Raw genomic sequence first — 21,823 nt, 5'->3', positions numbered from 1 at the left:
AAAACAACACCTTTTTCAAAAGATGTTTGTTTTTTTATCTAAATCCTACTTTTTCAACATACTTGTTCTTTAGCTTATCCTTATTGTTTGTAAACATGAATGTTTTACGCATGAAGACCAATCGTTTGCTTTTCACCTAGAATCCAATTGACTACTGCTAAAAGTTCTTCAGGCGTTTGTGCTTCGATTTCTTTATGGTAAGCAGCAATCGCGTTATACAATGTGCTCATTTTATCAGCATCCTGCAGCACTGTCTGCAGCTGACTTTCTAACAATTGATCCGCCTTTAGTTCTTGAACTAAGTTTCGCTCTGTTAAATAGCGTAAATTCACCTCTTCTTGACCCGGTAAAGCAGAATGAACAAAAATCGGTAAATTTTTGCGAAGAGCTTCACTGACCGTGATACCACCTGGTTTTGTTACAATAGCATCCACTCGCTCATACAGTTCATTCATTTCTGTGCGTGATGAAATGTACGGAATTGGTGTAACGTGTTGTAGTTCCCACCCTTTGATTTCTTCATATAACTTTTGATTTTTGCCGCATAAGACAAAGTAATGAAAATGGCGCGCGTCTTTTAAATCATTGTAAAAATCCATAATATTGCCTAGACCGCTGCTGCCTCCGGCAATTAAAATATTTCGGTTACCATGATGCTTAACAGTTCTTGTTTTTGTTATTTCTTCATGTACCGGTATCCCTGTGACCATCATATTTTGAAGTGGAATTTCACTTTGAGCACGAAGCCCTCTTTTTACTTCTTCACTAGGAAGAAAGTGAAAGTCAATCTCTTCTTTTCCCCATAAATTATTAATAAAGAAATCCGTGTAGACATTTATAATAGGAACATTGCACTTGCCTTTTGCTTTTAATTGGCTGAGCAAATAAGAAGGAAATCCATGTGTGCATATAATTAAATCCGGATTTTCTTCTTTAACTAAGTGCTCCATTTTTTTTGCGAATACGTGATGATACCATTTGAATGAATGAACAGGCGGTTCATAAAAGAGATGTTTGTATGCCATATTGTATGTTTCTGGAGCATAACGAATCCATTTCAAATATGTGCCTGTAACCACTTTTTCTAATAGTTCGTTTGTATAACTTAATAAATCTATTTTTTTATAACAAATATTTGTTGTTCTTCTTTCCAATATATCCATTAACGCCTCTGCCACTTGATGATGGCCAGAAGGCATTTTTAGAAGAGGTAAAAATAAAACCTTTTTCAACTGTTTCATCTCCTATTCTAAAAGCAGTTTCTTCCTCTCCTTTTTATATCATTAAATGCCCTTGAATTTCGGATTTTAATTGATTTTTAATGTGAAATTCATCGTTTTTTTAGAGTGTCAATCTAAACTAAGAGTGAAAAGTACTGCATAAGGAGAAAACAAATGAACCTCAATTACGAAGTATTTCAATGGATTAACTCGTTTGCTGGTAAATCCAGCGCAATGGATTCTGTCATGGTTATCATTACGAATAGCGTTCCTTATTTTATAATGGCTTGTTTGCTTTTGCTTTGGTTTAGCGGAAAAACAGAAAGAACAATTTATCACCGTTATACGGCTTTATACATGTTGTTTACAATTGTCCTTTCTCTTTGTATCAATGAAGTCATTCACCTGGTGTATTACCACCCGCGTCCGTTTGTGACTCATCATGTTCATAAGCTGATTCCGCACCCGGCTAATTCATCTTTTGTCAGTGATCATTCGATTTTAGTCTTTTCTGCTGCTTGGATCATGTGGTTACGAAAAAACAAATGGAGAAGCGTCATTTTTATATGGGCTGCCATCTCGGGCCTTTCACGCATTTACGTAGGTGTCCACTATCCAGCAGATGTACTTGGAGGCATGGTAATTGCGGGAGCTATCAGCTGCTTTGTTATCTATCTTTCAGATAAAACAGCTCCTCTTATCCAGCGATTATTCTGGATTCACGATGTGATTATCAAGCGTATTCCGTTTCTGTCTCCTTACACGCATGAACAAATTAGTAAAAAAAATCATTCAGCTTAAAGACGCTGAAACAAAAATAGTATAGTTGAAGTGAAAAACGAACCACTAATCAAACCGTTTGATCAGTGGTTCGTTTTTTTTGGTTACGATGAACGTAGATTTTATCTGTTTCGTTCCTTCTGGCAGTTGATTGGAGGACAAAGCGAAGTCTTGCACGGAAATCAACTACCGTGTCACAAGCGGTCCATACGAGCTCATTTATCCGATTTGTTCGTCTTTAGATTGCATTGATTTCGTTATATCTCAATCTCTTTTTATTATTTATAAAAAAAAGATTGTTCACTTTCTTGACTTTCACTTTTATTTATTTTATATTAGTTGATGTATCAAACATTGATGTATCAAATATTAATCCATCAATAAATATCATAGAAAAAAGGGAGCGACTTTCTTGTCACATTCATGTTCTGAAAAAGCAAATGTTCTGTATGCTCTGCAAGAAGTTAATAAACAAATTAATCAAAAGTTTGAGCATTGTACCGGTGTTAGCCAATCACGTCTTGATATTTTACATCAGCTTTATGAAACAGGTGAAATGAGTCAAAAGGCGCTTCAACAGCAAGTAAACATTGATAATGCTGCAATTACAAGGCATTTAAAGCAGCTAGAAGAAAGAGATGTTGTATCACGCCGTAAAAATCCTGATGACAACCGCGTAACATTTGTAAAGCTTACGAAAAGCGGACATGAAAAAATCGGTGCATTTCGAAACGAAAAAGCTCGCTTTATTGATGAAGCATTTAAAGATTTCAGCGAAGAAGAACAGCTGCTGCTTTCCAAAATGCTTGAGCGTTTAAAAGTAAACATTTCGGCCATTGAACGGTCATAACATTTTTAACATAAAGGAGAGTTCATCATGACACAAACAAAAACACTAAACAATGATTTCCAAGATATTATTACAGGGCGCAGATCTATTCGTTATTACGATCCATCTGTCAAAATCAGCCGTGAAGAAATGAAAGAAATTTTAACAGAAGCGACGCTAGCTCCATCTTCTGTTAATGCACAGCCTTGGCGCTTTCTAGTAATTGATAGCCCTGAAGGAAAAGCAACACTAGCTCCGCTTGCTAAATTTAATCAATCACAAGTAGAAACATCGGCAGCTGTTATTGCGATATTCGGCGATTTAAAAAGCGAAGAAAATTTAGATGAAATTTACGATAAAGCTGTTGAACTAGGCTATATGCCACAAGAAATTAGAGATATGCAAATTCCAAAAATCAAAGCGCACTACGCAGCTGCTTCTGAAGAATTAAATAAAGAAACGGTATTAATTGACGGCGGTTTAGTATCTATGCAGTTAATGCTTGCTGCACGTGCTCACGGTTATGATACGAATGCTATTGGCGGTTATGAAAAAGATCAAATTGCCGAAGCATTCGGTTTAGACAAAGAACGCTATGCACCGGTTATGTTACTTTCAATCGGCAAAGCAGCAAATAGCGGTTACCCTTCTGTACGTTTACCAATTGAAAAAGTAGCTCAATTTAGATAATAAAAAAGGTGCTGTGTATTCAGCACCTTTTTTTATCCTCCACTAACGGGTGGAATAAATGCAACGGTATCTCCCGTTCCAATGATTTCTTCATCTGTTACAAACTCTTCGTTGACTGCTGTCATCGTTTGATTCAGAGAGGACAGCTTATATGTTTTTTGTACATATTCCTTTAATTCCTTCACTGTTATATCTTGCTTATCAACTGTTACTTGTTCCACTCCAGCCTCTTCACGTATAGCAGCGAAAAATAAGACGTTAATCATTTTTACATCTCCTTCAATGGCTTTCCTTCAGGATATTCTTTTGTTTCTAACTGATCCCCAATCCATTTTGTTCCATCTTCCCAAAATTCCTTTTTCCAAATTGGCACAATTTGCTTAATACGTTCAATAGCATACTCATTTGCTTCATAAGCTGTTTTGCGATGCGGAGAAGAAACCGCAATAACTACTGCGACTTCTGTTATATCAAGCTTTCCGATTCGATGAGTAATAGCTGTCAAAGCATCCGGCCACTTTTCCTGAATTTCGTCACCAATTTGGCTGAGCATTTTCACTGCCATTGGCACATAGGCTTGATATTCAAGAGAGAGCGTCTTTTTGCCTTTTGTAAATTCTCTTACCGTTCCAATAAATGTCGTAATAGCTCCCGCGTCTCTTCTAGAAACTTTTTTAATTATTTCATCTACCGCAATTGGCTGATTTACTACTTCAAATAAGTGCTGGTTCATCTTCTTTCCCCCACTTCTTTCAATAAAAAATTAAGATAAAGCTCGTCTTCTTGTAAGTGAAACATTGGATATGCTCGCTGCACTTCGTTTTTAAGCGGAATGTGACTAATCACGCATATGATATTGGTTAGAGAGGAAAGCAGAACAAGATCTTCTTCGCTTCGAATCAAGACTGCTTTTGGATAGGATTCTTTTTTATATCCTTCAACAAAAATGACATCTGGCGAGAAAAATTGATAAAAATCAATCAGCTTTTTTAGGCTCCAGTCTTTACTGTTTGCCTTAAGCTGAAGGATCCCACCTCCTTCTACACCTGCCACATCGGCACCTGCTTGCTGGTGGCGATGACTGTCTTTTAGCTCACTGCTGCTATCTGGAGGTCCGCCGTGTCCATGGTGCTTAATAGAACCTACACGTAGATCGAATTGTTTCGCTTTTTTAATTAGCCTTTCCACTAAAGTCGTTTTTCCGCTGTTTTGAAATCCAACTACTTGTAAAACGGTGCAACTTGCTACCAAGGCCATTCACTTCCCTGCACGTCATCTAGCAATAAGACGTCAACCAGCATTCCTTCTTTGTACCCTCTCGTCCCTCCGGGAAATATAATTAACGTATCCGCATGAGCTAAAGAAGAAACAGCACTAGATTTTGTAAAGCTTAATGGAGAAGCAATCAGCTGTCCTTCCCTGTATGAAAGCCTGCCAGATACAAATCGCATAAAAGGATTTGGCTTTAAGAAGTCTTTTCCTAACAAAGCTTTTTCTTTCCGGAGATGAGGGGTTCTTTTCCCCGCATATGTACTGATGACCGGACGAGCTAGCAGTTCAAAACCAACGTAGCAGGCCGTAGGGTTTCCCGATAGACCAAATAAAAGCTTGTCTTCCATACGTGCAACTGTTGTGACACTGCCTGGTCTCATCGCTATTTTATTAAAAAGAACTTCGGCCTGTAATTGCTTATACACCTCTGGTAGATAATCATAATCTCCTACTGAAACGCCCCCCGTTGTAATCAGTATGTCCACTTCTGATAGCGCAGATTTTACCGCGCTGTAGCACTGACTTAAATCATCGGGCATAATACCAAAATAGTTTACTTCTCCTCCAGCTTTTTCAATTTGGGCACGAAGCATATGAGCATTGCTATTACGAATTTTCCCTCGCTGAACAGGATCACGTACTTCCACTAGTTCACTTCCCGTTGCAAGTAATCCAACTACAGGCTTTTTGAAGACAGCTACGTTACTATAACCAAATGTGGCTAGAAGAGCAGCTACTCCCGGAGTGATATACGTTCCTTTTGAAACTAACATGGTGCCTTTTTTTGTTTCTTCTCCTTGAAACGAAATGTTATCTCCGCTGTTAAACGACCGCTTGATTTGAACGACGGGCTGGTTGTCTTTTGTATATTCTTTTGTTACTTCAAGCATTGCCACCGCATCGCAGCCTTTTGGAATAGGAGCTCCTGTCATAATACGCACAGCCTGCATCGCGTTGACTGTATGTTCAAAAACAGAACCCGCTCCTATCTCTCCTCGAACATCCAGTTCTACTGGATGAAGTGATGATGCTTTTTTCGTATCTTGTGACCGAATAGCAAAACCATCATATGGAGAACGATTAAAAGCAGGAACATCATGATCTGCCATTAAATCTTCTGCTAAAAATCTGCCGTGAGCTTCTTCAAGCGCAATGATTTCTTGCTTTCCGCTTTTGACATACTGCATCACTCGCCCAACGCATTCTCCGACAGGGATAGGAGTTCGCTTTTCTCTCATTTTTTCACTCCTTTACTCATCCTAATAAACGATAATATAAACTTCTCGCAAATTGAATATCATTCGTTCCATGAATAAATACACGGCCATCTTGAAAAATAACAAAGCGCTGCTCTGGAAGCTGACATGACAGAAGATATGGGTTGCGGTCTACTTTCCCTTGGTTTTTTAAACGCTTTTCCAATTCATCAAAGTTGTGTAAATGCTGCTGCGAGGGTCTGATCTGAACCGTCTCTCTGCCGCAAAGAACTTCTGTTTTAAGCTGATTTTCATACGCTAAGTACGGATATGTGCGTGCCGATCCGCAAGAAGAACATTCATAACTTTTCATTTTACCCGTCTTAAATTCAGCGTGCTGATTATTCCAGACGTCAAAAGTTAGAAATGTGTGTCGCAAAGCTTCAACGTCTCCCACTAAAATTTTTAATGCTTCGGTTATTTGATAGGCTGCCACAATTTGAACGGCTGGACTGATAATTCCTGCTGTCTCACACGTCGCTCCTCCCACAGGCACTTTTTTCAATATGCAGTGCAGACAAGGGGTTACGTTTGGGATAACGGTATAAGTGGTGCCATAACTCCCTACACATGAGCCGTAGATCCAAGGAACTTCATACTTATGTGACAAATCATTTAAAATAAAGCGAATGTCGAAATTGTCTGTCGCATCGATAATCAAATCAGCTGTTTGGACGATACTTTCTAAATTAGCAGGCTGAGCATCCATCACCAGCGCTTCGATTTTCACTTCTGTGTTTATTTGACGCAAACGATTTTTGGCTGCTACAGCTTTAGGCAGTTTGTTTTGCGCATCTTGTTCTGTATAAAGCTGCTGACGCTGCAGATTACTCCATTCTACATAATCACGATCTACAAGAGTCAATTTTCCAATTCCAGCACGCACGAGAGCTTCTGCACTAGCGCTGCCTAGAGCCCCTGCGCCTACAACTAAAACATGCTTACTTCTAATTTGCTGCTGCCCTTTGTTTCCAATGGGCTGGAAAAGCTGCTGACGTGAATAACGTTCTGTCACTCTTTTCTCTCCCTTTCTCGTTCAATCTATGACTTCACTATCTATTCCTTCGTCAAAGATATTTCTTTAAAAACATGCTATTATACACATAAAGCTAAGCTGCTTTACGGACGCTTATGTGCATAAATATACAACTATATTTTGATGGAGGTATTTAATAAATGTCCATTGCCGGCATTGTATTAGCAGGAGGAAAATCTTCTCGCTACGGTCAACCAAAAATGTTTGAAACCTATAACAAGAAATCATTTTACGAATATAGTATAGATGCATTAAAAGAAAATCACGTCACACCTATACTTGTGTCTACCAACCAAGATTTACTTCCTTATTTTCAAAGAAAAGATGTTTCATTTGCAGTTGAAAAATGCCCGTATCAAGGACCTTTGTATGCAATTCATCATGCTTTAACTGCAATTGATTGCCGTGCTGAATGGTTCTTTATTCTTTCGTGTGACATTCCTTTTGTTAATGCTGAGTTTGTTCATAATATGATTACCCTAACTCAGGCGAACTCAGCTGATATTGTTCTTCCTGTTCAGCCAAATCACATGCACCCGCTTCTAGCCCTCTATCACCGTAGAACGCTTCCTCTTATTGACCAACTCGTTACACAAGGTGAAAGAAGGCTCACAGGATTGTTGAATCAGGCAAACGTCCTTCGCGTGCCTTTTTCAGCAGAAGATCCTACTTTTATAAATGTAAATCATCGCAGTGATTGGCATTTATAAGGCTTTTTTTGAATTATCCACCAATATGAGACATTTCCACTTTCTCAGCGCCTTGGACCTGTCTTCCGTTAGCCCGCTCATCTGAGTAACGATCTTTCCGATGATTCCAGATATCAGAAATGGTGTCACAAACAGTATGATCAGATGCTTGTGATCGTATCAGTTTCCGGAGGTCGTACCCTTTTGACGCAAACAAGCAGGTATAGAGCTTTCCTTCAGCCGATACTCTTGCGCGTGAACAAGTCGAGCAGAATGAATCTGTCACGGATGAAATGATACCAATTTCCTCTTCTGTCCCAACATACCGATACCTGGTAGCTACTTCTCCCGTGTAATGAGGCGGAATTTCTTCAAGAGGCATTTCTTGTCCAACTATATCAAGAATTTGTTTCTTTGTTATAACCTCATCCATTTTCCATCCGTTTGAATTTCCAACATCCATGTATTCAATAAAGCGCAGCGTATGTTTTTTGCCTTTAAAATATTGGGCCATCGGAAGGATATCCTGCTCGTTCTTGCCTTTTTGGACAACCATGTTTATTTTGACTGAAATCCCCGCAAGAGCTGCTGCCTCTATTCCTTCTAACACTCGTTTGACGCTTCCTCGATTTCCGTTCAGCTCTTGAAATCTCACTTCATCAAGCGAGTCTAAGCTGACGGTTACTCTTGATAATCCCGCTTTTGATAAGGCTTCTGCATGCTTCTTTAACAGTGAGCCATTTGTTGTTATGGCAATATCATCTATACCCTCAATTTGCTTCAGACGATTGATTAGATCTGGCAAGCCTTTTCTTAGCAGTGGCTCTCCTCCCGTTATACGCACTTTTTTTACTCCTAGCGATACGAATAATCTCGTGAGTCTCTCTAATTCATCAAACGAAAGAATATTTTCGGCAGGTAAAAATGGATAGTCTGCCCCAAAAATTTCTTCAGGCATACAATATCGACAGCGAAAGTTACAGCGATCTGTTACGGACAAACGCAAGTCTCGTAAAGGGCGCTTTAACGTATCAACTATAGTGTATGACATCTGCCTCATCTCTCCTCTCTAGCTGTCAGCTTCTCCACAGCAGATTAACTTTCTCTTAAAATTCTTTCCGGGCATGTATAAATATTCAACGAATCACTTCGGATAAACCCTACCGTTGTAATTCTCAATTCTTCTGCTAGATTTAAAGCAAGTTCAGTCGGAGCGGATTTTGAAAGAACCACTTCACACCCGATCTTCGCTACTTTCAACAAAATTTCTGAAGAAATACGGCCGCTGAAAACGACTACTTTATCCCTAATTGAAATATGGTGTTTTAAGCAATACCCATATAGTTTATCTAGAGCATTATGCCTGCCAATGTCCATTCTGCTAAGCATGAAACCATTTTTATCACAAATGGCAGCGTTATGAACGCCACCCGTTTCTTGAAACGTAGCAGCAGATTGCTGCAGCTTATTCATGAGTTGAAAACAATCCTTAATTGAAAGTTCTACCGATATATCATTCATTTTTTTAGCAGTCAGCGCATCATTTATAAAGACAAACCCTTGTCTGCTCGCCCCGCAGCAAGACGTGATATATCGTTTATTTTGAAGGTTTTGAAAATACGGGTTTAATTTATCTATTGTAACATGAACATACCCTTCTTTTTCTTGAACCCATATGTTTTTAATGTCTTTGTATTCTCGAATAACCCCTTCAGATGCTAAATAGCCAATTACCATATCTTCAATGTATTGAGGGCTACATACCATCGTGACAAACTCTTCTTCATTAATTTTCACAGTCACAGGAAACTCCGTTACAATTTTATCTTCCACGCTTTCCATTTCACCATTTTTAAATCTAAGAACTGTACGCTTCTTAACGGTCGAATTCATGTGATGTCTCCTTTTTTAAATAATGTTTTTATCAAAAACAAATACGGAAACCGCTATATTTTCTTTTATTTTCATATCTGAAAATAAATTAACCAGCTTTGCTCCTACCAATTCTTCTAGCCCTTCCGGCGGATTCGATGCATATACATCTTGAATCATTTTTGTTCGAGCTAAATGAACCATGTCACACCCTTCAGAAGTGCTTGCAATAAATGTTTCTGTCGGAGTTAAATTTCCATACAGTGTTGAGACAGCCATATTTTCAACAAAAACCGTATGTATTCTTTCCGGTCCTTTTCCAAATAAATCTTTTCGAAGCTTCCGAATAATATCATTAAATTCATGAATTGTTTTTGACATAATCAACGCTCTCCCACCGATTAAAATTAAATTGTGCATTTTATTCCTACAGTTTTTTTATCATAAATCAACACTTCAAAAAATAAAAGCCTAAAATCTTTGCAGCAAAACTTTTGAAGAGAGTTGGGTATTTAAAAAAGTTGTGCATTTAAAAACGTAGCGATATAATTATAAATAACCGAGATGGAATAATAATAATAATGAATTGTTATTACTCTATCACTTTTTCTTAACGATATAAATGGGCCGGATTGGCATATTAGTAAGACCTGCTAGTAAACTATTCCACCATGATTGCACTTCCCTTATTTAATTAGGCATGTGTATTCATGGTGGTTTTTTGTTTTATATAAAGGAGGAAAACAAATGAGTCGTGAAATCATCACTGTTCATATAAATGGCAGCGAATACAAGGCAGCTTCAGGTTCTACCATACTCGAAATTATTAACCAGCAAAACATCGAGCATCCTCAGATTTGTTATGTGCCTGAAGTAGACCCTATTCAAACTTGTGACACATGTATTGTTGAAATGAATGGCGAGTTAGTTCGTTCTTGTTCTACAAAAGCTGAAAACGGCATGAAGATTGAATTACAATCAGCACCCGCAAAAGCGGCACAGACGGAAGCAATGGATCGCTTATTAGAAAATCATTTGCTATACTGCACCGTTTGCGATAATAACAACGGAAACTGTAAATTACATAATACAGCCGAAATGATGGAGATTGAACATCAAAAATACCCCTATACGCCAAAGGCCTCAGAGGATGAAGTCGATATGTCTCATCCGTTTTACCGTTATGACCCTAATCAATGCATTGCTTGTGGACAATGTGTAGAGGTTTGTCAAAATCTTCAAGTTAATGAAACGCTCTCTATCGACTGGGAAGCGAAACGTCCCCGCGTTCTCTGGGATGATGGTGTAGCAATCAATGAATCTTCTTGTGTGAGCTGCGGTCAATGTGTAACAGTATGCCCTTGTAATGCCTTAATGGAAAAATCTATGCTCGGAGAAGCTGGATTCATGACCGGACTTCCAAAAAGCGTTTTGAATCCAATGATTGATTTAGTTAAAGAAGTGGAACCAGGGTACAGCGGAATTTTTGCTGTTTCAGAGGTGGAAGCAGCTATGCGTGAAACTCGGACGAAAAAAACAAAAACCGTCTGTACATTTTGCGGAGTTGGATGTTCATTTGAAGTGTGGACAAAAGGCCGCGAAATCCTTAAAGTTCAACCTAGCTCAGATGCTCCCGCAAACGCTATTTCAACCTGTGTGAAAGGAAAATTCGGCTGGGATTTTGTAAACTCTGAAAAACGTATTACTAAGCCTTTAATCCGAAAAAATGGCGCATTTGTAGAGTCGTCATGGGAAGAAGCGCTCGATTTAGTAGCAAGCAGGTTAAACTCCATCAATCAGCAGTACGGACATGGATCCGTTGGTTTTATCTCTTCTTCTAAGATTACAAACGAAGAAAACTATGTTATTCAAAAGCTGGCTCGCCAAATGTTTGAAACAAATGACGTAGACAACTGTTCTCGCTACTGTCAGTCTCCTGCAACCGATGGATTATTTCGAACAGTCGGAATGGGAGGCGATGCCGGCACGATAAAAGACATCGCAAAAGCTGGACTGGTTATCATCGTTGGAGCTAACCCTGCCGAAGGTCACCCTGTATTAGCAACTCGTATCAAACGCGCGCATAAGCTTCATGACCAAAAACTAATCGTCGCAGATTTGCGCAAAAACGAAATGGCTGAACGCTCTGACATTTTTATCAGTCCAAAACAAGGTACGGACCAAGTATGGCTAATGGCTGTAACAAAATACATGATTGATCAAGGATGGCACAACGAAAAATTTATCCAAGAAAACGTCAACTATTTTGAAGACTTTAACTCTTTGCTTGAAAAGTACACGCTTGAATATGCTGAACAAATTACGGGTATTTCAGCAGCAACACTCATTCAAATAGCTGAAATGATTCGAGACGCCGATGGAACCTGTGTGCTGTGGGGTATGGGCGTGACGCAAAATACAGGAGGCTCTGATACATCAGCGGCTATCTCAAACCTGTTGCTTGCTACTGGAAACTATCGACGCCCTGGTGCAGGCGCTTATCCACTCCGAGGCCACAATAACGTGCAAGGCGCATGCGATATGGGAACTCTTCCCGCTTGGCTTCCAGGTTATCAGCACGTCACGGACTCAGTCGCTCGAGAAAAATTTGAAAAAGCATACGGCGTGAAAATTAAAGACAAGCCGGGTCTTGATAATATCCAAATGCTTCATTCAATTGATGAAGGAAAAATGAAAGCTATGTACCTTGTAGGAGAAGATATGGCTCTTGTCGATTCGAACGCTAATCACGTACACGAAATATTATCAAATCTAGATTTTTTTGTTGTCCAAGACATTTTCCTTTCAAGAACGGCTCAATATGCTGATGTTGTACTCCCTGCTGTTCCTTCTCTTGAAAAAGACGGAACGTTTACCAATACGGAGCGACGCGTACAAAGATTGTATCAAGCATTGCCAACGCTTGGTGATTCGAAGCCGGATTGGTGGATTGTTCAAGAGATTGCAAACCGCTTAGGTGCAAATTGGACGTATACACACCCTGGTGACATCTTTTCAGAAATGGCTAGTCTATCACCTCTGTTCAGCCAAGCCAGCTACGAAAACCTTGAAGGCTGGGATAGCTTCTTATGGGGGAGCTTAGAGGGGAAAAGCACGCCTTTACTTTACGTCGATGGGTTTAATTTCCCAGATAAAAAAGCGCGCTTTGCTTTATCAGATTGGGTTCTTCCTGCTGAATTTCCAGAGGAATATGATTTGCACATTAATAACGGACGAATGTTAGAACATTTTCATGAAGGGAATATGACCAATAAATCGAGCGGTATTCAATCAAAGGTACCGGAAGTATTTGTAGAAATTTCACCTCAGCTTGCCAAGGAGCGTGAAATTGAAGACGGTTCGCTTGTCAGATTAATCTCACCGTTTGGAGCAGTAAAAGTACAGGCATTAATTACAGAGCGAGTAAAAGCAAATGAGCTGTATCTTCCGATGCACTCCGTTCATAAAGATTCGGCTATTAACTTCTTGACGGGACCTGCAGTCGACCAACGAACAAATACGCCGGCTTACAAACAAACAAAAGTACGGATGGAAGTATTAAGCAAAGGTGGAAAAACGCCTTTACCGTCTACAAATCCGCGTAACAAAAAACGTCATCCTCAAAATGGGGTCGAGGTTCAGCGTAAATGGAATCGTCCTGGCTACGTCCATTTAACAAGTAAATAGGAGGAGAAAAGATGGCACAACCTATTACAGAAATTAAAAAGCCTCTTCTAAGCGAGGAAGAAAAAAAACAGCAAAAATTAGAAGACTTGACTTCTCTGCTGGCAGATAATGAAGAAGCGCTGAATCGTATTCTCGGTATTGTCGGAGAACTTAACGACATGGGTGTTCTTGAAGCTGCTGATTCAATGATTCAAGCAAAAGAAAAAATCTCAAAAATTGCGCTTCATCAAATTTCTAGAGAACCCGTAACCAATTTAATTAATACCCTTATGGGTGCAAGCAGCGGTTTGATGAAGGCAGACCCAGAGGTAACTGCTAAACTTGTTAACAGTGCAACAGCTGGTATGAACGAAGCAAATGAATATGTAAAAACAGGAAAAAAAGTAAGTGCGTTAGCTCTTATAAAAGCGCTAAATGATCCAGATGTTAATCGTGCAATTGGATTTGGACTTCACTTTTTAAAAGGAATGGGCAAAGCGTTGGAAGAGTAAATAAGGCAGCGACTTGAAAGTTTTTCCCTTTCAAGTCGCTGTTTTCTTTTTAGGAAGTCCTTTTCTAAGTGAACGTGATATAGTTATACTAAATTGCTCTACTAAAACTAATTGAGGTGACACGATGCAACAATACTTTAAACCCTTATTCGCACTATTATTTTTAATTATGTTTACTGCTGCTTGTTCAAACGGAACAAATACGAGTCAATCAGCGGCTCAGCACCAAAACGTCAGCTTAACGATATCCGCTGCAGCCAGCTTAAAAGATGCGCTTACCGATATTCAAAAGCAATATGAAACAAAGCATCCGAATGTCGACTTAAAATTTAATTTTGGGGCTTCAGGCTCGCTGCAACAGCAAATCGAAAACGGCGCACCGGCTGATTTGTTTTTTTCAGCAGCGGAAGATAAGTTTGATGCACTGGTAAAGTCAGGAGTTATTTCTAAAGAAAATGGAACTGACTTGGTTGGCAACGATCTTGTGCTTATCGTCCCAAAGAATAATTCGGCTGCCATCAAAAATTTTGAAGATCTATCAAAGCCTGCTGTTCAAAAAATTGCACTTGGCATACCGGAATCCGTTCCTGCCGGACAGTATGCAAAAGAGACTTTTGAACACATGAATCTGTGGAAAAACATTGAGCCTAAAACCGTCTATGCAAAAGACGTACGCCAGGTGCTTTCCTATGTGGAGACAGAAAACGTTGAAGCTGGAGTTGTTTATAAAACCGATGCGTTGATTTCAAAAAAAGTGAAGATTGTCGCCACTGCAGATCATAGCACTCACAAACCAATTGTATATCCTGTAGGCGTTATTAAGGATTCGAAACATCCACAAGAAGCAAAGGATTTTTATCAATTTTTACAAAGTAAGACGGCTCTTAACACGTTTAAAAAATACGGTTTCACTGCGAATTGAGATTGCTATGATTCAAGAGTTTTTATCTCCTCTTCAGCTATCGCTTAAAATTGCATTAGTAGCGGGATTTGTCGTGATTATTCTAGGCACTGTTATAGGAAAACTGTTATCCAGGAAACACTTTAAGGGAAAAGTGATGGTTGAAACGGTGTTGATGCTACCATTGGTCCTGCCTCCGTCCGTTGTTGGATTTTTATTGATTGTCATATTCGGAAAACACAGCCTACTTGGCCGAGCAATTGAATGGGTCTTTCAACAACCCGTTATTTTTACGTGGTGGGCAGCTGTTATTGCATCCGTTGTCGTTGCGTTTCCCCTTATGTATCAATCTGCCAAAACGGGCTTCCAAGGCGTTGATCATGAAATTGAAGACGCAGCTCGAGTAGATGGTGCAAGCGAATGGAAAGTCTTTTTCTTTATTTCCATTCCTTTAGCTTCTAAAGCTATCGTAACAGGAGGTGTGTTAAGTCTGGCAAGAGCACTCGGAGAATTTGGAGCCACTTTGATGTTTGCTGGCAATATTCCAGGTGAAACTCAAACTGTTCCTACCGCTATCTACGTCGCGATTGACTCTGGAAACATGAATCTCGCTTGGCTATGGGTTATCTCGATCGTCTTTCTTTCCTTTCTTATGCTGCTTTTTGTTCAGCTTAAACAAAAGTAAAAGGATGCCTCTTACACAAAGAGGCATCCTTTTACTTTTGTACCGCTTTTTCAATTTTACATACATCATAAATTAAAAAGGAGCTAATCAAATGTAGATCATACATTTGATTAGCTCCTGTTATAAGTAAGGTAAGCCACCAAAAATATGTATTTGGTGGAGACGGTGGGAGTCGAACCCACGTCCAGAAATATCGCCACTTAAGCGTCTACGAGTGTAGTTGGCATATTGATCATTCGCGAGCTGTTCTGCCTACCAACAGGCGTCCCAGTCGCTAGTCTGATTATTCTCTTCCTTCGTCCTCAGACGGCGAACTCCGGCGTAGCCCACTTAAAGTGAGTCCCTTACCCTACCACATGGGCGATGGAGGGAGGAACCGCTAAGCTACTATTATGCAGCTAAAGCGAAGTTATTGTTAGATTTGCCAGTTATTATTGGCGTTGATGTTTTAACGAGGCCATCTCCTCGACTCGCAACCTAAGCTCGAACTATCCCTGTCGAATCCGTAACGTCCCCATATAAAAGGGAGTCGGAATGTGTAAGAAAAATTCTTACATCAGATAGCGACTTCAGTGTGCAAAATGAAATCTAACTGATAACAATATTTATTATATCACAAAATGAGCATTTTGCAATTGTAAGATTTTGTAATTTTACATCTTTTGACGATCACGAAATGCTCGTTCGATATCACGCTTGGCTTCTTTACGCTTTAAGTCTTCACGCTTATCATATTTCTTTTTACCCTTACCAAGCCCTAGTAAAACCTTTGCGTATCCATTTTTCAAATACACTTTTAACGGAACTAGTGAATAACCTGTTTCTTTTGAATAGCCAATTAGCTTGCTGATTTCGCGTTTATGCAGCAATAGCTTTCGTGTACGAAGTGGCTCATGATTGTATCGATTTCCTTGTTCGTAAGGACTAACGTGCATATTGTGTAAAAATACTTCTCCGTTTTGCACACGAGCAAAAGAGTCCTTTAAATTCACACGACCATTACGAATTGATTTAATTTCCGTTCCTTGTAGAACAATACCCGTCTCATATGTTTCTTCAATAAAAAAGTCGTGGCGGGCTTTTTTGTTTTGTGCAATTAATTTCCCTTCACCTTTTGGCATAAAACGTTCCTTCCCTTCAGCCGTACTTACGTATATGTATGATATTATGTATCATTTTACTGTATGGAAATCTAAACAACAACTAAAACGTTTAATAGAGCTGTTTTGAAGCAGAAGGTCTATCCTTCTGCTTCACTGCTGTCGATTATTTGCGCTTTTTCTTTTTACGCTTAACGTTTGGAGCGCCTTCGAAGAATCTTTTTTTCTTTTTCTTCTTTGGTTTTTGAGTAGACCACTCTTCATTTTTGCTTCGGCTGCCCTCTCGACCTTTTCCTTTATCGTCTTTGCGTGACTTTTGTTTTGCCTTAATCACTTTAGGACGATCTTTAGATAAGCGTTTGCGGCCTTCTTTCATTCCCACAATAACAAAGTCCACTGAACGCTCGTCTTTATTCACATCGGCAACTTTCACTTCAATTTCGTCTCCAATTCGGAAGACGTTGCCCGTTCTTTCTCCAATCATCGCATAATGACGTTCGTCGTAACGATAATAGTCATCCGTTAAGTCACTAACATGAACTAACCCTTCAATCGTATTTTCCAGCTCCACGAACATCCCAAAGTTTGTAACAGAGCTAATAATACCATTGAATACTTCCCCAACTTTATCAGCCATAAACTCAGCTTTTTTCATATCGTCCGTTTCTCGCTCAGCGTCAACTGAACGACGTTCCATATTAGAAGAATGCTCAGCAACATCAGGCAGAAGCTCGCGCCATTTTTCTTGCGTTTGCTGATCTGTTTTTCCTTCAATTAAATACGTACGAATGAGACGATGAACGATTAAATCCGGATAACGACGGATTGGAGACGTAAAATGCGTATAGAATTCAGCTGATAAACCAAAGTGGCCTAAACTTTCTGCTTCATATTTCGCTTGTTTCATCGAACGAAGCATAACAGTTGAAATAACCATCTCTTCAGGCGTACCCTTTACTTCTTCTAAAATATCTTGCAGCGCACGCGGATGAATATCGTTGCCTGTCCCTTTCACTGTATAACCAAAGTTTGTAATAAACTCTAAGAAACGAGTAAGCTTCTCTGCATCTGGATCTTCATGAATACGATAAATAAACGGTACGTTCATCCAGTGAAAATGTTCTGCTACTGTTTCATTCGCCGCCAGCATAAATTCTTCGATTAGCTTTTCAGCAACTGAACGTTCACGCAAAATAACATCGTGAGGATGTCCATCATCATCTACCAATACTTTTGCTTCTTTGAAATCAAAATCAATGGCACCGCGATCCATTCTCTTTTTACGAAGAATAGCTGCCAGCTTTTCCATACGCTCAAACATCGGAACGATTGGCTCGTAGCGTTCTAACACTTCTTCATCTTTATCCACTAAGATTTTGTTCACATCTGAATACGTCATTCGTTCTGTCGTTTTGATGACACTTTCAAAAATCTCATGTTTTACTACTTCACCTTGTGGATTAATTTCCATCTCACAAGAAAGTGTAAAACGGTTAACTTTTGGATTTAATGAGCAGATTCCGTTAGATAAACGGTGAGGAATCATCGGAATAACTCGGTCTACTAAATAGACGCTTGTTCCGCGCTCTGCTGCTTCTACATCAATCGGAGAACCTTCTTTAACGTAGTGACTTACATCTGCAATATGAACACCTAATTTGTAGTTTCCGTTTTCAAGCTCTGTAACCGTTACAGCGTCATCCAAATCTTTTGCATCTGCTCCGTCAATGGTTACAATAACTTGATCCCGAAGATCGCGACGGTTACCGATATCTTTTTCATCAATCGTCTCAGGTGTATCAATTGCTTGCGTTAAAGCGTCAGCAGGAAATTCTTGAGGAAGACCGTGCTTATGGATAACAGAAATGATATCGATCCCCGGATCGTTTTTATGTCCAAGAATTTGAACAACTTTTCCTTCTGCATTCATGCGGCCTTCCGGATAGGTTGTGAGCTCTACTACTACTTTATGGCCTTCAACTGCACCGTTTCTTGCTGCTTTGGGAATAAAGATATCACCTGCAATTTTTTTGTCATCCGCAATCACAAAGCCGAAATTCTTGCTTTGCGTATACGTACCTACAATTTGCTGGGTACCTCGTTCTAAGATTTTTACAATGGTTCCTTCACGACGAGCACCTGATGATTCTGATAACACTCTTGCAAGCACAATATCTCCGTGCATAGCATTGTTTGTTTCAGTAGGGGGAATAAATACATCACCCGCATCTTTTTCTTCAGGAACTACGAACGCAAACCCTTTTGCATGTCCGCTTACTTTCCCTTTGACAAAATTCATTTGTTCCGGCAGCCCGTAGCGGTCATTTCTTGCTCGGATAATTAAACCCTTCTCTTCCATAATAACAAGTGCCTTAACAAACTCTTTGAATGACTCTGCATCCTCCGTATTAAATTCTTTTGCAAGCTCTTGGACAGTCAAAGGTTTGTAATTATCCCTTTTCATAAAATCCAATATTTCATTCATATAGGGCTGATTTTCTTCTTTCACATCATGTCCCTCCTTTTTCCTTATTCGTATTATCTCTATTACCAATCAAGTGATTCCAAAAATGCATATACATCCTCGTGAAGCTGATCTCGCTCTTTATCAAAGGTAATGGTATGACCAGATTCTTCGTACCACTTTATATCTTTTGTAGGAGACTCGACGCTATTATAAATAATATTGGCGCTGTCTGTATTAATCATATGATCATGACGACCTTGTACAACAAATGTCGGTGCATAAATCATATCAACTGAATTTCGCACTTCAGCGATTAATTCCTGTAAAGACTTTAACGTGTTCATTGGTGTTTGTTTGAACTCTTCCATTTCTTGTTCAATCTGTTCAGACGATTTACCTTCACGCTTTTTATATTCGCGTGCATACGCTAAAACACCTTCATACATGACTTCTTCACTCTTTATATACATAGGCGCGCACATAGGCACAATACCCTTTATAGGTACAGTGTAACCTAATTTCAGTGAAAATACGCCACCTAGTGAAAGACCTACAGCGGCAATACTTTCATGGCCTTTACTTTTCAAAAACTCATAGCCTTCCATGACATCTTTCCACCAATCTTTTGGACCAGTATGAACAAGCTCTTCAGGCGCTACACCGTGTCCTTTATAGTGAGGTGCGTGGCATGTGTATCCTTTTTTCTCTAAAAAACGACCTAACATACGAACATCAGCAGAATTTCCGGTAAAACCGTGAAGTAATAAAACAGCCTTTTCGCCGCCTTCAAATGTAAATGGCTTTGGTTGTGCAATTTTCATATATCATTTAACTCCTTTTAGTTATAATATCTGCAGTCATAATAGAAAAAAACATGTATTTATGTGACGGTCATCACATAACAAGAGATGTGTCCGTCAACTTTTACGCTTTTATACTATATTTAGTACTTTTTTCTAAAGCTATATTATATCATTACTTAAAAATGAAATTAAAGTATTCAACACGCCCATTAAAAAAGCCACCTAATACATAAGTTGGTATACACCAAGTACGTATGCATTAGGTGGCAGTCTATCCAGTAACATATTAAAGTTTGAAATAAGATACAGCAAGTGTTAACGCAAAGAATAAGATAGATAACACTACTGTCAAACGGTGTAAAACTAAGTCAATTCCACGTGCTTTTTGTTTTCCAAATAACGTTTCAGCTCCACCGGAAATAGCTCCAGATAATCCAGTAGTTTTGCTTGATTGTAAAACGACCACAACAATCAATGCAATTGAAACAATCACTAGCAAAGTAATCAGCAATGTATGCACTAAGACACACCTCCTACACCAAGTAATAGTCAATCAGCGGGGTTTCTTCATCCCTTCTGATTGGCATTACCGGGGATAAAGTACGCGCACTACGCTAAGGTTAATTTATCATAAAAAACCCTCTCATACAAGTAATGACAGCGAAATACGCCGGATTTTAACATAAAAAAACGGATGACAATCGTCATCCGTTTTTTATGATTTCAACTTATTTTTTTAAGTTGTAGAAAGATTTAGCGCCATCGTATACAGCTAGAACACCTAGCTCGTCTTCGATGCGTAGTAATTGGTTGTATTTCGCAATACGGTCTGTACGGCTCATAGAACCAGTTTTGATTTGACCAGCATTTGTTGCAACAGCGATATCAGCGATTGTTGCATCTTCAGTTTCACCAGAACGGTGAGAAACTACTGCTGTGTAACCAGCACGTTTAGCCATTTCAATAGCTTCGAACGTTTCAGTTAATGTACCGATTTGGTTAACTTTGATAAGGATAGAGTTACCTACGCCTTGTTCGATACCTTGAGAAAGTTTTTTCGTGTTTGTTACGAATAAATCGTCACCAACAAGCTGTACTTTGCCGCCAATGCGCTCAGTTAATAGCTTGTGACCATCCCAGTCATTTTCGTCTAAACCGTCTTCGATTGAAACGATTGGGAATTCGTTAACTAACTGCTCGTAGAAATCTACCATTTCAGCAGAAGTTACGCCTGTACGACCTTCGCCTGCTAAGTCATATTTACCAGTTTCTTTGTTGAAGAATTCAGAAGAAGCAACGTCCATACCTAATTGGATGTCTTGACCAGCTTTGTAGCCAGCTTTTTCGATTGCTTCAACAATTACTTCTAATGCTTCACGGTTAGAACCAAGGTTTGGAGCGAATCCACCTTCGTCACCTACAGCTGTGTTTAAGCCTTTTGCAGATAAAACAGATTTTAACGCGTGGAATACTTCAGCACCCATACGGATTGCTTCTTTGAATGTAGGAGCTCCTACAGGTAAAATCATGAACTCTTGGAAGTCAACGTTGTTATCAGCATGAGAACCACCGTTGATGATGTTCATCATTGGAGTTGGTAATTGCTTCGCGTTGAATCCACCAAGGTAACGATATAATGGAAGACCTACGAAATCAGCTGCTGCGTGAGCTACTGCCATAGATACACCAAGGATAGCGTTAGCACCTAATTTACCTTTGTTTTCCGTACCATCTAGCTCAATCATAAGGCGGTCGATACCGATTTGATCAGTTGCGTCCATACCTACTAATTCAGGAGCGATAATTTCGTTTACGTTTTCTACTGCTTTTAATACACCTTTACCTAGGTAGCGAGATTTGTCACCATCGCGTAATTCTACTGCTTCGTGTTCACCAGTAGAAGCACCACTTGGTACGATTGCGCGTCCGAAAGCGCCTGATTCAGTATATACTTCTACTTCAACTGTTGGGTTACCGCGAGAATCTAATACTTCGCGTGCATAAATGTCAAGAATTGTTGGCATTTTAAAACTCTCCTTTATAAT

22 protein-coding genes and 1 other RNA gene are annotated in these 21,823 nt (G+C 39.4%); 8 read left to right on the top strand and 15 right to left on the bottom strand.

What is annotated here, in order from left to right; translation table 11 throughout:
* Window positions 1-104: 104 nt before the first annotated feature.
* A complete protein-coding gene (locus tag ACXAE4_RS02770; protein ID WP_475235428.1) occupies window positions 105-1,241 on the bottom strand; it encodes an MGDG synthase family glycosyltransferase in 1,137 nt (378 codons plus the stop codon).
* A gap of 153 nt (window positions 1,242-1,394) precedes the next feature.
* Here ACXAE4_RS02770 and ACXAE4_RS02765 point away from each other — a divergent pair, with 153 nt between their 5' ends.
* The 3 genes from ACXAE4_RS02765 to ACXAE4_RS02755 all read left to right on the top strand — a co-directional run bounded on the left by ACXAE4_RS02765 (window position 1,395) and on the right by ACXAE4_RS02755 (window position 3,519).
* Window positions 1,395-2,021, top strand: a complete 627-nt coding sequence (locus ACXAE4_RS02765) for an undecaprenyl-diphosphatase (protein ID WP_028412069.1) — start codon at window positions 1,395-1,397, stop codon at window positions 2,019-2,021.
* Window positions 2,022-2,412: 391 nt separating this feature from the next.
* On the top strand, window positions 2,413-2,850 hold the full coding sequence (locus tag ACXAE4_RS02760) for a MarR family winged helix-turn-helix transcriptional regulator (protein ID WP_013085370.1): 438 nt from the start codon (window positions 2,413-2,415) through the stop codon (window positions 2,848-2,850).
* A 27-nt stretch (window positions 2,851-2,877) separates the two neighbouring features.
* Window positions 2,878-3,519, top strand: a complete 642-nt coding sequence (locus ACXAE4_RS02755; RefSeq protein WP_013059680.1) for a nitroreductase family protein — start codon at window positions 2,878-2,880, stop codon at window positions 3,517-3,519.
* Between the two features lie 32 nt (window positions 3,520-3,551).
* Here ACXAE4_RS02755 and moaD read toward each other — a convergent pair whose 3' ends face one another.
* The 5 genes from moaD to ACXAE4_RS02730 are packed head-to-tail and all read right to left on the bottom strand — an operon-like array spanning window position 3,552 to window position 7,062.
* Window positions 3,552-3,785 carry a molybdopterin converting factor subunit 1 gene (gene moaD, locus ACXAE4_RS02750; protein WP_028412068.1) on the bottom strand — a complete coding sequence of 78 codons (234 nt, stop codon included), beginning with the start codon at window positions 3,783-3,785 and terminating at the stop codon, window positions 3,552-3,554.
* 2 nt (window positions 3,786-3,787) lie between these two features.
* A complete protein-coding gene (locus ACXAE4_RS02745; protein WP_025752620.1) occupies window positions 3,788-4,252 on the bottom strand; it encodes a molybdenum cofactor biosynthesis protein MoaE in 465 nt (154 codons plus the stop codon).
* Window positions 4,249-4,776: a molybdopterin-guanine dinucleotide biosynthesis protein B gene (gene mobB / locus ACXAE4_RS02740; protein WP_289578541.1), complete on the bottom strand. Its 528-nt coding sequence runs from the start codon at window positions 4,774-4,776 to the stop codon at window positions 4,249-4,251. The genes ACXAE4_RS02745 and mobB overlap by 4 nt, the downstream gene beginning before the upstream one ends.
* Complete coding sequence (locus ACXAE4_RS02735; protein ID WP_165635045.1) at window positions 4,764-6,029, bottom strand: molybdopterin molybdotransferase MoeA; 1,266 nt, start codon at window positions 6,027-6,029, stop codon at window positions 4,764-4,766. Before ACXAE4_RS02735 ends, mobB begins: the two co-directional genes overlap by 13 nt.
* A 16-nt stretch (window positions 6,030-6,045) precedes the next feature.
* Window positions 6,046-7,062, bottom strand: coding sequence for a molybdopterin-synthase adenylyltransferase MoeB (locus ACXAE4_RS02730; RefSeq protein WP_028412065.1), 1,017 nt, complete (start codon window positions 7,060-7,062; stop codon window positions 6,046-6,048).
* Between the two features lie 161 nt (window positions 7,063-7,223).
* Here ACXAE4_RS02730 and mobA point away from each other — a divergent pair, with 161 nt between their 5' ends.
* Complete coding sequence (gene mobA, locus ACXAE4_RS02725; protein WP_028412064.1) at window positions 7,224-7,793, top strand: molybdenum cofactor guanylyltransferase; 570 nt, start codon at window positions 7,224-7,226, stop codon at window positions 7,791-7,793.
* A gap of 13 nt (window positions 7,794-7,806) precedes the next feature.
* On the opposite strand, the gene moaA is transcribed toward mobA, so the two are convergent.
* The 3 genes from moaA to ACXAE4_RS02710 are packed head-to-tail and all read right to left on the bottom strand — an operon-like array spanning window position 7,807 to window position 10,025.
* Window positions 7,807-8,823 (bottom strand): GTP 3',8-cyclase MoaA, encoded by a 1,017-nt coding sequence (gene moaA, locus ACXAE4_RS02720; RefSeq protein ID WP_165635046.1) that lies wholly within the window; start codon window positions 8,821-8,823, stop codon window positions 7,807-7,809.
* A 44-nt stretch (window positions 8,824-8,867) separates the two neighbouring features.
* A complete protein-coding gene (fdhD, locus tag ACXAE4_RS02715) occupies window positions 8,868-9,665 on the bottom strand; it encodes a formate dehydrogenase accessory sulfurtransferase FdhD (protein ID WP_033580428.1) in 798 nt (265 codons plus the stop codon).
* Window positions 9,666-9,680: 15 nt separating this feature from the next.
* The gene (locus tag ACXAE4_RS02710; RefSeq protein WP_013059689.1) at window positions 9,681-10,025 is read right to left on the bottom strand and encodes a Na-translocating system protein MpsC family protein; all 345 of its coding nucleotides are present in this window, start codon (window positions 10,023-10,025) and stop codon (window positions 9,681-9,683) included.
* A gap of 366 nt (window positions 10,026-10,391) precedes the next feature.
* Between ACXAE4_RS02710 and fdhF the strand changes: the two genes are divergently transcribed.
* The 4 genes from fdhF to modB all read left to right on the top strand — a co-directional run bounded on the left by fdhF (window position 10,392) and on the right by modB (window position 15,408).
* Complete coding sequence (gene fdhF / locus ACXAE4_RS02705) at window positions 10,392-13,331, top strand: formate dehydrogenase subunit alpha (RefSeq protein ID WP_165635047.1); 2,940 nt, start codon at window positions 10,392-10,394, stop codon at window positions 13,329-13,331.
* 11 nt (window positions 13,332-13,342) lie between these two features.
* Window positions 13,343-13,822: a helical membrane plugin domain-containing protein gene (locus ACXAE4_RS02700; RefSeq protein ID WP_033580426.1), complete on the top strand. Its 480-nt coding sequence runs from the start codon at window positions 13,343-13,345 to the stop codon at window positions 13,820-13,822.
* 124 nt (window positions 13,823-13,946) lie between these two features.
* A complete protein-coding gene (gene modA, locus ACXAE4_RS02695) occupies window positions 13,947-14,744 on the top strand; it encodes a molybdate ABC transporter substrate-binding protein (RefSeq protein WP_099000230.1) in 798 nt (265 codons plus the stop codon).
* 7 nt (window positions 14,745-14,751) lie between these two features.
* Window positions 14,752-15,408: a molybdate ABC transporter permease subunit gene (gene modB / locus ACXAE4_RS02690; RefSeq protein ID WP_034264255.1), complete on the top strand. Its 657-nt coding sequence runs from the start codon at window positions 14,752-14,754 to the stop codon at window positions 15,406-15,408.
* 154 nt (window positions 15,409-15,562) lie between these two features.
* Here the strand turns inward: modB and ssrA are convergent.
* The 6 genes from ssrA to eno form a co-directional block, all read right to left on the bottom strand.
* Window positions 15,563-15,924: a transfer-messenger RNA gene (ssrA, locus tag ACXAE4_RS02685) on the bottom strand.
* A 137-nt stretch (window positions 15,925-16,061) separates the two neighbouring features.
* The gene (gene smpB / locus ACXAE4_RS02680) at window positions 16,062-16,529 is read right to left on the bottom strand and encodes an SsrA-binding protein SmpB (protein ID WP_013059694.1); all 468 of its coding nucleotides are present in this window, start codon (window positions 16,527-16,529) and stop codon (window positions 16,062-16,064) included.
* Between the two features lie 145 nt (window positions 16,530-16,674).
* Entirely contained in the window at window positions 16,675-19,017 is a 2,343-nt protein-coding gene (gene rnr, locus ACXAE4_RS02675) for a ribonuclease R (protein WP_028412057.1), read from the bottom strand.
* A 38-nt stretch (window positions 19,018-19,055) separates the two neighbouring features.
* On the bottom strand, window positions 19,056-19,796 hold the full coding sequence (locus ACXAE4_RS02670; protein ID WP_028412056.1) for an alpha/beta hydrolase: 741 nt from the start codon (window positions 19,794-19,796) through the stop codon (window positions 19,056-19,058).
* Between the two features lie 268 nt (window positions 19,797-20,064).
* On the bottom strand, window positions 20,065-20,298 hold the full coding sequence (secG, locus tag ACXAE4_RS02665) for a preprotein translocase subunit SecG (RefSeq protein WP_014457843.1): 234 nt from the start codon (window positions 20,296-20,298) through the stop codon (window positions 20,065-20,067).
* A 208-nt stretch (window positions 20,299-20,506) separates the two neighbouring features.
* Complete coding sequence (gene eno / locus ACXAE4_RS02660; RefSeq protein WP_028412055.1) at window positions 20,507-21,802, bottom strand: phosphopyruvate hydratase; 1,296 nt, start codon at window positions 21,800-21,802, stop codon at window positions 20,507-20,509.
* Window positions 21,803-21,823: the final 21 nt, after the last annotated feature.

Source organism: Priestia sp. ABM2_011, assembly GCF_056158845.1.
Note: the sequence above shows the minus strand (reverse complement) of the source record. Positions and strands in the feature narration are given on the sequence as shown.